Source organism: Variovorax multivorans, assembly GCF_051216835.1.
Lineage (GTDB): Bacteria > Pseudomonadota > Gammaproteobacteria > Burkholderiales > Burkholderiaceae_C > Variovorax.
This window is the reverse complement of record NZ_JBPJZL010000007.1, coordinates 370,906-384,227: the sequence shown is the minus strand read 5'-3', so window position 1 is coordinate 384,227 and position 13,322 is coordinate 370,906. Positions and strand designations below refer to the sequence as shown.

The window sequence follows — 13,322 nt, the reverse complement described above, 5'->3', positions numbered from 1 at the left end:
GCCGTTCGCCTTATTTCTCTTTGCCGAACAGGCCGGCGGGGCGAATCAACAGCACGATGACCATGATCACGAACACAACCGTAGACGATGCCTCGGGATAGAAAACCTTGGTGAGCCCTTCGATCACACCGAGCCCGAGGCCCGTGAGGATGGCTCCCATGATCGACCCCATGCCGCCGATCACCACCACGGCGAACACCACGATGATGAGGTTCTGCCCCATCAGCGGCGACACCTGCATCACCGGCGCGGCCAGCACGCCTGCGAAGGCTGCGAGCGCGCAGCCGAAGGCGTAGGTCAGCGTGATCATCAACGGCACGTTGACGCCGAAGGCTTCCACGAGCCGCGGGTTCTCGGTGCCGGCGCGCAGGTAGGCACCCAGGCGCGTCTTCTCGATCACGTACCAGGTGGCGAAGCACACCACGAGCGAGGCGACGACCACCCAGGCGCGGTAGTTCGGCAGCACCATGAAGCCAAGGTCGGTGGCGCTCGACAGCGCATCGGGCGCGTCGTAGGGCAGCCCCGACACGCCGTAGATCGAGCGGAACACGCCCTCGATCAGCAGCGTGAGGCCCAGCGTGAGCAGCAGGCCGTAGAGATGGTCGAGCTTGTAGATCCAGCGCAGCAGCAGGCGCTCGATCACCACGCCGAAGATGCCGATGACGACGGGCGCCGCGATCAGCATCACCCAGTAGTTGACGCCGAGGTACTCCATCGCCATCCACGTGAGGACAGCGCCGAGCATGAACAGCGCGCCGTGCGCGAAGTTGATGACATTGAGCAGGCCGAAGATCACCGCCAGCCCGAGGCTCAGGATGGCGTAGAAGGAGCCGTTGACCAGCCCCAGGAGGAGCTGGCTCAAAAGCGCGGGAAGGGAAATGGTCATAAGCGTTTCAACGAACCCGGGCGGCTGCGCGCCCGCGGGGGATCACTTCCAGAGGGCGCACTTGCTTTCGGCCTTCGTCGTGAAGACCTCTTCACCCTTGAGCTTCTGGATCACCTTGTAGTAGTCCCACGGCTGCTTGGATTCGGCCGGCGACTTGACCTGCACCAGGTACATGTCGTGCACGAAGCGGCCGTCGGCGCGCACGGTGCCCTTGGCGTAGAAGTCGTCGATGGGCGTGGCCTTGATCGTCTCCATCACCTTGTCGGCATCGACCGTCTTGGCGGCCTGCACGGCCTTCAGGTAGGTCATGGTGGCCGAGTAGTCGGCGGCCTGGATATCGGTGGGCATGCGCTTGGTCTTCTCGAAGAAGCGCTTGCCGAAGGCACGCGTCTTGTCGTCGAGGTTCCAGTCCCAGCTGGTGGTGAGCAGCAGGCCCTCGGTGTTCTTCAGGCCCAGGCTGTGCACGTCGGTCACGAACACCAGCAGGCCGACCATCTTCATGGTCTTGGTGATGCCGAATTCCTTGGCCGCCTTGATCGAGTTGATGGTGTCGCCACCGGCATTGGCCAGCGCGAGCACCTGGGCCTTGGAGTTTTGCGCCTGCAGCAGGAACGAAGAGAAGTCGGAGGTGTTGAGCGGATGCTTCACGCTGCCCACCACGGTGCCGCCCTTCTCCTTCACGACCTTGGAGGCATCGGCCTCCAGCGCCTGGCCGAAGGCGTAGTCGGCCGTGAGGAAATACCAGCTCTTGTCGCCGCGCGCAATCACCGCGCTGCCGGTGCCCTTGGCCAGCGCCACGGTGTCGTAAGCGTAGTGCACGGTGTAGGGGCTGCACTGCTCGTTGGTGAGCGCCGAGCTGCCCGCGCCGTTCACGACGAACACGCGCTTCTTCTCCTGCGCCACCTTGGCCATGGCCAGGGCTGTGCCCGAGCTGGTGCCGCCGAACAGCATCGTCAGGCCCTGCGTGTCGATCCATTCGCGCGCCTTGGAGGCGGCGATGTCGGCCTTGTTCTGGTGGTCGGCCTGCAGCAGCTCGATGGGCATGCCATTGACCTTGCCGCCGAAGTCGTCGATGGCCATCTGGATCGCGAGGGCGCCGTTCTTGCCCTCCACGTCCGCGTAGAGGCTCGACATGTCGGTGATGAAACCGATCTTGACCTTGTCCTGGGCCTGCGCGGCGCCAACGGCCATGAGGCAGGTAGCGGCGAGGCAGGCAGAGGCGATGAGCGTGCGTTTCATGGGATGGTTCTCTTGGTTGACTTCGGTGGAAGGGTCTGGGGCAGCGTCAGCTGCTTATTTCCAGAGAGCGCATTTCGTCTCGGCCTTCGTGGTGAAGACCTGGTCGCCCGGCAGCGTCTTGAGCACCTTCAGGTAGTCCCAGGGCTTCTTCGATTCGGCGGGCGACTTCACCTCGACCAGGTACATGTCGTGGATGAAGCTGCCGTCGGCGCGGATGGTGCCCTTGGCATAGAAGTCGTCGACCTTCGTGCTCTTGAGCTGCGCCATCACCTTGTCGGAGTCGGTGGTCTTGGCGGCGGCCACGGCCTTCAGGTAGGTCATGGTGGCCGAGTAGTCGGCGGCCTGCACGTCGGTCGGCATGCGCTTGGTCTTCTCGAAGAAGCGGTTGGCAAACTTGCGCGATTCGTCGTTCAAGTCCCAATACCAGCTGGTGGTGTGCAGCAGGCCTTCGGTGTTCTTCAAGCCCAGGCTGTGGATGTCGCTCAGAAAGACCAGCAGGCCGGCCGTCTTCATGGTCTTGTTGATACCGAATTCCTTGGCCGCCTTGATCGAGTTGATGGTGTCGCCACCAGCATTGGCCAGGCCCAGGATCTGCGCCTTTGAGTTCTGCGCCTGCAGCAGGAACGAGGAGAAGTCCGAAGCGTTCAGCGGATGGCGCACCGCGCCCACCACCGTGCCGCCCTTTTCCTTCACCACCTTGGTGGTGTCGGCTTCGAGCGCGTGGCCGAAGGCGTAGTCGGCCGTCAGGAAGAACCAGCTCTTGCCACCGCGGTCTACAACCGCCGCGCCGGTGCCTTTGGCCAGCGCCACGGTGTCGTAGGCGTAGTGGATGGTGTAGGGGCTGCACTGCTCGTTGGTGAGCACCGAGCTGCCCGCGCCGTTGTTGAAGTACACGCGCTTCTTCTCTTCCGCCACCTTGGCGGTGGCCAGCGCGGTACCGGAATTGGTGCCGCCGAAGACCATGGTCACGCCAGCCGTGTCGATCCATTCGCGGGCCTTGGAGGCGGCGATGTCAGCCTTGTTCTGGTGGTCGGCCACCAGCAGCTCGATGGGCTGGCCCAGCGCCTTGCCGCCGAAGTCGTCGATGGCCATCTGGATGGCGGTGGCGCCGCCTTTGCCTTCGAGGTCGGCGTACAGGCTCGACAGGTCGGTAACGAAGCCGATCTTCACTTTTTCCTGCGCCTGCGCGGCGCCCGCGCTCATGGCGAGGACGGCGACGGCGGTAGCGATGAGGCCGAGTTTTTTATTCATGGTGTTGTCTCCTGAAGAAATCTTTGTGGGATGCGAGAAAAGGTCTTGTGGACGTGTCTTTTGCTTCAGACGCCGAGCAACTCGGTGAGCACCGGCATCTTGGCTTCGAGCTCGGCCGCGCCGAACTTCTCCACGATGCGGCCGTGCTCCATCACGTAGAAGCGGTCGGCCAGCGGCGCGGCGAAGCGGAAGTTCTGCTCCACCATGACGATGGTGTAGCCCTTGGAGCGCAGCGTGGTGATCATGCGGGCCAGCGCCTGCACGATGACCGGCGCGAGGCCTTCGGAAATTTCGTCGAGCAACAGCAGCTTGGCGCCCGTGCGCAGGATGCGCGCCACGGCCAGCATCTGCTGCTCGCCGCCCGACAGGCGCGTGCCCTGGCTGTTACGGCGCTCGGCCAGGTTGGGGAACATGGCGTAGATCTCTTCGACCGACATGCCCTGCCCTGCGCCTTTGAGTTCGGGCGGCAGCAGGAGGTTTTCTTCGCACGAGAGGCTGGCGAAGATGCCGCGCTCTTCAGGGCAATAGCCGATGCCCAGGTGCGCAATGCGGTGCGTCGGCATGCCGATGGTCTCTTTGCCGTTGACCTCGATGCTGCCCTTGCGCGCGCCTGTCAGGCCCATGATGGCCCGCAGCGTGGTGGTGCGGCCCGCGCCGTTGCGGCCCAGCAGCGTGACGACTTCGCCCGGCTGCACGACCATGTCGACGCCGTGCAGCACGTGCGATTCGCCGTACCAGGCTTGAAGGCCCTTGATCTCCAACGCGGCGGTCATCAGTGAGCCCCTTGGAGTTGGCCGTCGGTAGTGCCCATGTAGGCTTCCATCACCTGCGGGTTCTTCGAGACTTCGGCGTACGGGCCTTCGGCCAGCACGGCGCCGCGCTGCAACACGGTGATGGTGTCGGCGATGGTCGAGACCACGCTCATGTTGTGTTCGACCATCAGGATGGTGCGTCCAGCCGACACGCGCTTGATGAGTTCAGCCACGCGGTGCACGTCTTCATGGCCCATGCCCTGCGTGGGTTCGTCGAGCAGCATCAGCTCGGGCTCCATCGCCAGCGTGGTCGCGATCTCGAGCGCGCGCTTGCGGCCATAGGGCAGGTTTACCGTCTGTTCGTCGGCGAGCTCTTCGAGGCCGACTTCAGCCAGCAGCTCGCGGGCTCTGGCATCCAATGGCTTGAGCGACTTCTCGCTCTTCCAGAAGTGGTACGAGGTGCCGAGGCGTCGCTGCAACCCGAGGCGCACGTTTTCGAGCAGCGTGAGGTGCGGGAACACGGCCGAGATCTGGAACGAGCGGATGATGCCGCGCCGCGCGATCTGCGCGGGCCGCTCGCCGGTGATGTCCTGCCCGTTGAACAGGATCGTGCCGGTGGTCGGTTCGAGGAACTTGGTGAGCAGGTTGAAGCAGGTCGTCTTGCCGGCACCGTTCGGACCGATGAGCGCGTGGATGGATCCGCGCACCACCGACAGGTCGACCTTGCTGACCGCCGTGAACCCTTTGAATTCCTTGGTGAGCTGGCGTGTTTCGAGAATGACGTCGCTCATCTCGCGAAGTCGCCCGGGTACGGAAAAAGAATGTCGGTCATGCGGTCCATCTCAATGCGCCACCATCGAGCGCGGACCGATTGTTCGTGGGCCTACCCCGCTTGCATACTGGGGCAAATGCCTATGCTGCAGTGCAACCTGCACGGACCGGCGCACATTCGAATCGGGGACTGTCGTTATGACGACAAAGAAAGCTCCGGCGGCATCGGAAACCCCAAGCCGGTGCGCACAGGGGTCTGCGTAGACTGCAGCCAACATGCCGGACTTCCGCTCTCCCGACTTCCTGACCGACCACATCCTGCACACGCTGGCTTTCTACGAGCCGCGCGACCTCGATGCCACGGGCGGCTTCTTTCATTTCTTCAAGGACGACGGCACGGTGTACGACCGGCGTACGCGCCACCTGGTTAGCAGCACACGCTTCGTTTTCAACCACGCAATGGCGTATCGCCGCTTCGGCATTCCCGCGCATCTTGCGGCCGCTCGGCACGGCCTTGCGTTCGTCGAGCATGCGCATCGGCAGCCGGGCGGCGGCTATGCATGGCAGATCGACTGGCACCAGCAGCGCGCCACCGTGCAGGACGGCACCAACCACTGCTACGGCCTGGACTTCGTGCTGCTCGCGCAAGCGCATGCGCTGATGGCCGGCATCGAAGAGGCGCATGCGGGGCTGGAGCACACCTGGCAACTGATGGAACAGCATTTCTGGGAGCCACGACACCAGCTCTATGCCGACGAGGCCACGGCCGACTGGCGCATCGGCGCCTATCGCGGACAGAACGCCAACATGCACGCCTGCGAGGCCCTGATGGCCGCATTCGAAGCCACGCAGCAAACGCCCTACCTCGACCGCGCGCTGGCTGTAGCCGAATCAGTGACCGGCAAGCAGGCCGCGCTGGCCGACGGGCTGGTCTGGGAGCACTACCGCGAAGACTGGTCGGTCGACTGGGACTACAACCGCGGCGACAAGACCAACATCTTCAGGCCCTGGGGTTTCCAGACAGGCCACCTGACGGAGTGGGCCAAGCTGCTGCTGCAGTTGGAAGGCCATCTCGCCACCAAGGACCGTACGGCCGACTGGATCGTGCCGCGCGCGCGCCATTTCTTCGACACCGCCATGTTCCGCGGCTGGGATGCCGACAACGGCGGGCTGGTCTACGGCTTCGGCCCCGACGGCAAGGTGTGCGACGGCGACAAGTACTTCTGGGTACAGGCCGAGAGCTTCGCGGCTGCCGCCCTGCTCGCGGTGCGCACCGGCGAGGCCAGCTACTGGGACTGGTACGACAGCATCTGGGCCTACAGCTGGGAGCACTTCGTCGACCACCGGCACGGCGCCTGGTACCGCATCCTCACGCCGCAGAACCGGAAGATCAGCGACGAGAAGAGCCCCGCCGGCAAGACCGACTATCACACCATGGGCGCGTGCCACGACGTGCTCAGGGCGCTGCGCAAATAAGAACCCCCAGGCTCCTTGCGAAGACTGGGGGTGATTGGTGTGAAGACGATGCGCTGTCAGTGCGCGCCTGCTGCTGCGTCGCCACCGGCGCCGCCCTTCTGGGGCCGTGCCAGCCACACCAGCGGAATCAGCAGCAGAAACAGGATCGCCGACGCGTAGAAGATGTCGTTCGTGGCCAGCATGTAGGCCTGCTGATCGACGATACGGTTGATCTGCCCCAGCACCTGGTCGGCGCTGAAGCCGCTGGCGTTGAGCCCGGACATCGCGCTCGTGGCTGCGTTGTTGCCCTGGTTGATCGTCTCGGCCAGTTGCGTGTGGTGCAGCGTGGCACGGTTGTCCCACAGCGTGGTGGTGATCGACGTGCCCATTGCACCCGCCGTGATCCGCAGGAAGTTCGACAGCCCCGACGCGGCCGGGATGCGGTCGGGCGTGAGGCCCGACAGCGTGATGGTCACGAGCGGGATGAAGAAGAACGCCATCGCGATGCCCTGGATCACCGTCGGGATGATGATGGTGACGAAGTCGGCCTGCGTATTGAAGTTCGACCGCATCCACAGCACCAGTGCGAACACCAGGAACGAGAAGGTCGCGTAACGGCGCGGATCGATCTTGGCCACCGTGAGCCCTACCACCGGCGAGAAGAAGATCGCCAGCAGCCCCACGGGCGCCATGATCATTCCCGCCTGCGTGGCGGTGTAGCCCATCCACTGCTGCAGCCACAGCGGCAGCAGCACCACGTTGCCGAAGAACAGGCCGTAGGCCACGGCCGTTGCCACGGCGCCCGACCAGAAGTTGCGGCGCTTGAACAGCGACAGGTCGACCACCGGGTGCTTGTCGGTCAGCTCCCAGATCAGGAAGAACGCGAAGCCGACCACGGCCACCACCGCCATCGTGACGATCTGCGGCGAATGGAACCAGTCGAGCTCCTTGCCCTTGTCGAGCATGAGCTGCATCGAGCCCACCCACAGCACCAGCAGCGCAAGACCGATGGCGTCGATCGGCACCTTGTGCGTGGTGCTCTCGCGCTTGCGGTACAGCGCCCAGGTAATGGCCGCCGCGACGATGCCCACGGGGATGTTGATGTAGAAGATCCACGGCCACGAGATGTTGTCGGTGATCCAGCCGCCCAGCAGCGGCCCCATCACCGGCGCGACCAGCGTGGTCATCGACCACATGGCCATCGCAAGGCCTGCCTTGGCGCGCGGATAGCTCGACAGCAGCAGCGTCTGCGACAGCGGGATCATCGGGCCCGCAACGAAGCCCTGCAGCGCGCGAAAGGCGATGAGCGTCGTCATGTTCGGCGCCAGGCCGCACAGCAGCGAGGCGACCATGAACAGGATCACGCTGGCCATGAACAGGCGCACCTGTCCGAAGCGCTGCGTCATGAAGCCCGTGAGCGGCACCGCGATGGCGTTGGCCACCGCGAAGCTGGTGATGACCCAGGTGCCTTGCGTGGTGCTCACGCCCAGGTCGCCCGAGATGGCGGGCAACGACACGTTCGCGATCGACGAATCGAGCACGTTCATGAAGGTTGCCGCAGACAGCGCTACCGTGCCCCAGACGCGGGCTGCGCCTTCGAGCGGTGGATGCGCAACGTAAGCAGGAGCAGCGGTGGCCATTGCGGTCGCGCGAACTGTTTGCCTGAGTTACCCGAGGGAAGCGCGGGCGATCAGCCCGGCTGCCCCTGCACTGCCACCGATGCCGCGGCGGGTGCGCTCGACGGTGCCGCCGAGCCCTTCGACGGCGCGGTGGCCGTTGCCGGTGCGCTGCGGCCGAGGTTGGCCGCGACGATGCGGTCGACTTCGGCGTCGGCGCCGCGGTCGAGCTGGCTGTAGACCTGCGTCTGTGTCAGCGCGGTAGCGCGCGGCGCGTCGGCGAGCATCTTGCCGCTCTTGGACGAGATGTCGACTTCGGCGTCCATCGACAGGCCGATGCGCAGCGGGTTGGCCTTGAGCTGCTCGGGGTCGAGCGCGATGCGCACGGGCACGCGCTGCACCACCTTGATCCAGTTGCCGGTCGCGTTCTGCGCGGGCAGCAGCGCGAACGCACTGCCGGTGCCAACGCCCAGGCCCGCGACCTTGCCGGTGTATTCGACCTTCTTGCCGTACACGTCGGCCGTGAGCTTCACGGGCTGGTCGATACGGATGTTGCGCAGCTGCACTTCCTTGAAGTTGGCGTCGACCCACAGCTGGTTGAGCGGCACGATCGACATCATCGGCGTGCCGGCGGCCACGCGCTGGCCGAGCTGCACGGTGCGCTTGGCGACGTAGCCGTCGACCGGTGCGGGCATGGCCACACGCTGGGTGGCGAGGTAGGCCTCGCGCACCTTGGCGGCTGCGGCCAGCACGCTCGGGTGCTGGGCCACGCTGGTGCCGTCGGTCAGCGACTGGTTGCTGACCAGAGCTTCCTTCGCGGCGACCACGCCGGCCTGCGCCGCGGCGAGTGCGCTCTTGGCGGTGTCGAGCTGCGTCTCGGCGTGGTTGAGTTCTTCCTTCGACACGGCGCCGTTGCCCGACAGCGCGCGGCGGCGCTGCAGGTCGTCCTGCGCCTTGGCGATGTCGCTCTGCGCCTTCACGATGTCCGACTGGCGCAGCGTGACTTGCGCGGCCAGCGAGCCGTTGTTGGCGTACAGCGTGCGCACCTGGCGCACAGCCTGCGCGAGCGCGGCTTCGGCCTGTTCGAGCGACACCTTGGCATCGGCCGGGTCGAGCTGCACCAGCGGCTGGCCGGCCTTCACGAAGTCGGTGTCATCGGCGCCGATGGCCATCACGGTGCCGCCGATCTGCGGCGTGATCTGGATGACGTTGCCCTGCACGTAGGCGTTGTCGGTGTCCTCGTAGTGGCTGGCAACCAGCCATTCGTAGAGGCCCCAGCCGCCGCCGACGACGATCACCACCGCGGCGAGCGCGGTGAGTGCGCGGCGGCGCTTGCCGTTGCCGGCGGGCGCCTCGGGGGCTGCAGGAGCTGCGGCTGCAGCGGGCGTCGGAGTGTTGTTGTCGCTCATGATGAAGTTCTTTCCGAAGACGAGGAAGTCGGGTCAGTTCTGGTCGGTTCTTGTTCAGTTCACAGCGGCCGCGGGGGCCGAAGCGGTGGCCGTGGCCGGGGGCTGCCAGCCGCCGCCCAGTGCGCGCGCCAGGCCCACCTGCGTGTCGAGCGCGCGGGCGGCGAGGTCGACGGCCAGCCGGCGCTGCGCCAGCACGGAGGTTTCCGCCGTCAGCACGTTGAGGTAGTTGCCGAGGCCCGCGCGGTAGCGTTGCACGGCGATGTCGTAGGCGCCTTCGGCGGCGGTCTGCGCGGCGCGTTGTTCGGTTTGCTGGCGCGTGATCGACTGCGCGCTCGTGACCTGGTCGGCCGCGTCGCGCACCGCGTCGAGCACGGTGGCGTTGTAGCTTTCGATGGCCACGTCGAGGTCGGCCGACTTGCCGCGCAGGTTGGCGCGCAGCTTGCCGCCCTCGAAGATCGGCAGGCTGATGGCCGGGCCCACGCCCCACTGCTCGCTGCCCGACTTCAGCAGCTTGCCGAAGCCCAGGCTCTGGAAGCCGACGAAGGCCGTGAGGTTCACGTTGGGATAGAAGAGCGTCTTGGCGTTGGCCACGTCGCTCGTGGCGGCCTCGACGCGCCAGCGCGCGGCGGCGATGTCGGCGCGGCGGCCGAGCAGGTCGGCCGGAATGCTGCCCTGCAGTGCCATCGGCTTGACGCCGGCCAGCACCGGCGGCTTGAGGGATGCCGACACGTTCGGCTGGCCGACGAGCGCGTCGAGCGCGTGCTGCTGCAGCGCGATCTGCTCGTTGAGCGATTCGATCTGCTGGCGTGCCTCGGGCAGGCCGCCTTCGCTCTGGCGCAGTTCGAGGCGGGTGTCGAGACCGGCGGACACGCGGTCGCGCACGAGCTTGAGCGTTTCGTCGCGCTGCGCCAGCGTGCGCTGGGCGACGGTGAGCTGATCGTTCAGGCGCGCCCATTGAAAGTAGCTGCGTGCCACGTTGCTCGCAAGCAGCACGCGGGCGGCGTCCGCGTCGGCGGCCGCGGCATTCGCCGAGCCGATGGCAGCGTCGAGCGCGGTGCGGTTCTTGCCGAAGAAGTCGAGCTCCCAGCTTGCGCCGAGCTGCAGCAGGCCGATGTTCTGCGTGGAGCCGCCCAGCGGTGCCGGGTAGATGTAGTTGCTGTTGAACTTCTGGCGATCCAGGTCGAGCTCGGCGTTGACCTTCGGCTTGAGGGCCGAGCCGGCGATGTCGGCGGAGGCCTGCGCGCGCGCGAGGCGGGCTTGGGCGACCTGCAGGTTGGGGTTGCCGGCCACAGCCTGGTCGATCAGCGAATTGAGCTGCGTGTCGCCGAAGGCGAGCCACCATTGGCTGTCGAGGCGGGACACAGGCGCCGCGGCGCTGTCGGGCGCGATGCCCAGCGACGAAGCGTCGCGCAGCTTGGCCTGCGAGCCGATGCCGGCCATGTCGGCACAGCCGGCAAGTGCGACCACGAGCAATGCTGCGGCCACGACGGGGGTGCGACGCACAGCGCGCACGGCGAGGGAATCAGTCATTTTTATCTCCACGGGCCGCGAGAGCCTGGGCGTTGTCGAGGATGCGGCGCAAGTAACCCTTGAGCTGCTCCCATTCTTCGGCGCTGAAGCCAGCGAGGTGTTCGTTCTGCACACGGCTCAGCACGTAAGGCACTTCCTTGGCGGCGGCACGGCCTTCGTCGGTGAGCTCGATGTTGACCACGCGGCGGTCTTCGAGCGAGCGCACACGGCGGCACAGGCCCTTGGCCTCGAGGCGGTCGAGCAGGCGCGTCATGGCGCCGGTGTCGAGTTCGCAGGCGCGGGCCAGTTCGGCCACGGTGGTGGCGGCGCCGGTGTGCAATTTGTATAGAGGCACCCATTGCGGATAGGTCGGGCCGCCAGGCTCGCACATGCGGGTTTCTACTGCCTGACCGACCGCGGTGACGATGCGGCGCATCAGGTAACCGATGCTGTCTTCGGTCGAATAAGTCTCCGCGCGATAGAAGACAGGCGGGCGACGCTCAGCGTCGGCGGGGGCCGACGAGGCTTCTGGAGTGTTTGCATCGCTCATGGGTCGAAATATTAGCTGCCGCGGCAGTAATTGTCAAGGCCGCCTTTGTGGAGGCAAGGGATCGTTAGAATCGGCGCATGGCTTCTACCCCACCGTCTTCCATGGCCAAGGGCTCGCCCCGGTCGCTGTCGGGCCTGAGCCCTTTTCTTCGGCCCTACCGCGTGCAGATCGTGCTGGCGGCCCTCTTTCTGGTGCTGGCGGCGGTTACCACGCTGGTTTTCCCTATCGCATTGCGCAGCCTGATTGACGGCGGCTTGATCAGCACCGACAAAGGCGCCCAGACCATGGCACTGCGCGAGCACTTCGGCGCCCTCTTCGCGGTGGCCGTGGCGCTGGGCGTTTTCTCGGCGGCGCGCTTCTATACAGTGAGCTGGCTGGGCGAGCGTGTGACGGCCGACATCCGCAACGCGGTCTACGGCCATGTGCTGAAGCAAAGCCCCGTCTTCTTCGAAACCACGCAGACCGGCGAAGTGCTGTCGCGCCTGACGGCCGACACCACGCTCGTGCAGACGGTCGTCGGCTCTTCGCTGAGCATGGGCCTGCGCAACGCGGTGATGGGCGTGGGCGCCCTGGCGGTGCTGATCTGGACCAACCCCTACGTGATGGTGCAGGTGCTGGGCATCCTCGTGCTGGTGGTGCTGCCGAGCATGTGGTTCGGCCGCCGCGTGCGCAAGCTGTCGCGCGCCAGCCAGGACCGCGTGGCCGATTCGAGCGCCATCGCCGCCGAGGTGCTGAACGCCATTCCCGTGGTGCAGAGCTACACGGCCGAAGACCGCGAGGCCGCGCGCTTCAACGGCTCGACCGAGAACGCCTTTCGCACCGCCGTGCGCCGCACCAAGGCACGCTCGGTGCTGGTGGCGTTCATCATCATCGCGACCTCGGCGGCGCTGCTCTGGGGTCTCTATCAAGGTACGCAGGCGGTGCTGCGCGGCGACATCACGGCCGGCCATCTGGGCCAGACCGTCGTCTACGTCGCCATCCTGGCCAGCGCGACCGCCGTGCTCGGCGAGGTGTACGGCGACCTGCTGCGTGCAGCCGGCGCGACCGAGCGGCTGATGGAGTTGCTGCATGCGCCCGCCGCCATCTTTTCACCGCCGAGCCCGACGGTCACGCCCGTTCCCGTGGCGGGCAGCACGATCAAGTTCGATGCAGTGACCTTCCATTACCCGTCGCGGCCGGGCACGCCAGCACTGCGCGACTTCAGTCTCGAAGTCGCGCCGGGCGAAACCGTGGCACTGGTGGGATCGAGCGGCGCGGGCAAGAGCACGGTGTTCCAGTTGCTGCTGCGCTATTACGATCCTCAATCGGGCCGCCTGCTGCTCGACGGCGCGCCGCTGGCCTCGCTCGCCCTGCCCGACCTGCGCACCCGCATCGGCCTCGTGCCGCAGGACGCCGTGATCTTCTCGACCACCGCGTTCGAGAACATCCGCTACGGCCGTCCCGAAGCCACGGCCGATGAAGTACATGCCGCAGCACGCGCCGCCTTCGCCCACGACTTCCTCCAGGCGCTGCCTGAGAGCTACGACACCTTCCTCGGCGAGCGCGGCGTGCGGCTGTCGGGCGGGCAACGCCAGCGCATCGCGATTGCGCGCGCGATCCTGAAGAACCCGCCGCTGCTGCTGCTCGACGAAGCCACGAGCGCACTCGACGCGGAAAGCGAACGCATGGTGCAGGCGGCGCTTGAATCGGCGATGGAGAACCGGACCACGCTGGTCATCGCTCACCGGCTGGCAACGGTGCAGAAGGCCGACCGCATCGTGGTGCTGGACCACGGCGGAATCGTCGAGCAGGGAACGCATGCGACGCTGGTCGCGCAGGGCGGTGTGTACGCGCGCCTGGCTGCGCTTCAGTTCACGGCCTGAACGGCTGCGACCGGCTGGTCGA

General features: G+C 66.2%; 10 protein-coding genes and 1 pseudogene. 2 read left to right on the top strand and 9 right to left on the bottom strand.

The window, feature by feature from the left end; all coding sequences use genetic code 11:
* Positions 1–10 precede the first annotated feature (10 nt).
* From ACSFCA_RS20785 to ACSFCA_RS20765, 5 genes are all read right to left on the bottom strand, one after another.
* Positions 11–886 (bottom strand): branched-chain amino acid ABC transporter permease, encoded by an 876-nt coding sequence (locus tag ACSFCA_RS20785; protein ID WP_435460675.1) that lies wholly within the window; start codon positions 884–886, stop codon positions 11–13.
* A gap of 42 nt (positions 887–928) precedes the next feature.
* The gene (locus tag ACSFCA_RS20780) at positions 929–2,125 is read right to left on the bottom strand and encodes an ABC transporter substrate-binding protein (protein WP_093057829.1); all 1,197 of its coding nucleotides are present in this window, start codon (positions 2,123–2,125) and stop codon (positions 929–931) included.
* 54 nt (positions 2,126–2,179) lie between these two features.
* Complete coding sequence (locus tag ACSFCA_RS20775; RefSeq protein ID WP_375338482.1) at positions 2,180–3,328, bottom strand: ABC transporter substrate-binding protein; 1,149 nt, start codon at positions 3,326–3,328, stop codon at positions 2,180–2,182.
* 113 nt (positions 3,329–3,441) lie between these two features.
* Positions 3,442–4,149, bottom strand: coding sequence for an ABC transporter ATP-binding protein (locus ACSFCA_RS20770; protein WP_093079937.1), 708 nt, complete (start codon positions 4,147–4,149; stop codon positions 3,442–3,444).
* Entirely contained in the window at positions 4,149–4,919 is a 771-nt protein-coding gene (locus tag ACSFCA_RS20765; RefSeq protein WP_093079935.1) for an ABC transporter ATP-binding protein, read from the bottom strand. Before ACSFCA_RS20765 ends, ACSFCA_RS20770 begins: the two co-directional genes overlap by 1 nt.
* A 256-nt stretch (positions 4,920–5,175) precedes the next feature.
* Here ACSFCA_RS20765 and ACSFCA_RS20760 point away from each other — a divergent pair, with 256 nt between their 5' ends.
* On the top strand, positions 5,176–6,375 hold the full coding sequence (locus ACSFCA_RS20760) for an AGE family epimerase/isomerase (RefSeq protein WP_435460676.1): 1,200 nt from the start codon (positions 5,176–5,178) through the stop codon (positions 6,373–6,375).
* A 56-nt stretch (positions 6,376–6,431) separates the two neighbouring features.
* Here ACSFCA_RS20760 and ACSFCA_RS20755 read toward each other — a convergent pair.
* The 4 genes and pseudogenes from ACSFCA_RS20755 to ACSFCA_RS20740 form a co-directional block, all read right to left on the bottom strand.
* Positions 6,432–7,997, bottom strand: a pseudogene (locus ACSFCA_RS20755) (DHA2 family efflux MFS transporter permease subunit); the annotation flags it as partial.
* Positions 7,998–8,044: 47 nt separating this feature from the next.
* Positions 8,045–9,379 carry an HlyD/EmrA/EmrK family protein gene (locus tag ACSFCA_RS20750; protein ID WP_258350158.1) on the bottom strand — a complete coding sequence of 445 codons (1,335 nt, stop codon included), beginning with the start codon at positions 9,377–9,379 and terminating at the stop codon, positions 8,045–8,047.
* Positions 9,380–9,433: 54 nt separating this feature from the next.
* Complete coding sequence (locus tag ACSFCA_RS20745; RefSeq protein WP_093079927.1) at positions 9,434–10,909, bottom strand: efflux transporter outer membrane subunit; 1,476 nt, start codon at positions 10,907–10,909, stop codon at positions 9,434–9,436.
* Positions 10,902–11,438, bottom strand: coding sequence for a MarR family winged helix-turn-helix transcriptional regulator (locus tag ACSFCA_RS20740; protein ID WP_258350159.1), 537 nt, complete (start codon positions 11,436–11,438; stop codon positions 10,902–10,904). The genes ACSFCA_RS20745 and ACSFCA_RS20740 overlap by 8 nt, the downstream gene beginning before the upstream one ends.
* Before the next feature lie 77 nt (positions 11,439–11,515).
* Here ACSFCA_RS20740 and ACSFCA_RS20735 point away from each other — a divergent pair, with 77 nt between their 5' ends.
* On the top strand, positions 11,516–13,300 hold the full coding sequence (locus ACSFCA_RS20735) for an ABC transporter transmembrane domain-containing protein (protein WP_435460677.1): 1,785 nt from the start codon (positions 11,516–11,518) through the stop codon (positions 13,298–13,300).
* The last annotated feature ends 22 nt before the right edge of the window (positions 13,301–13,322 follow it).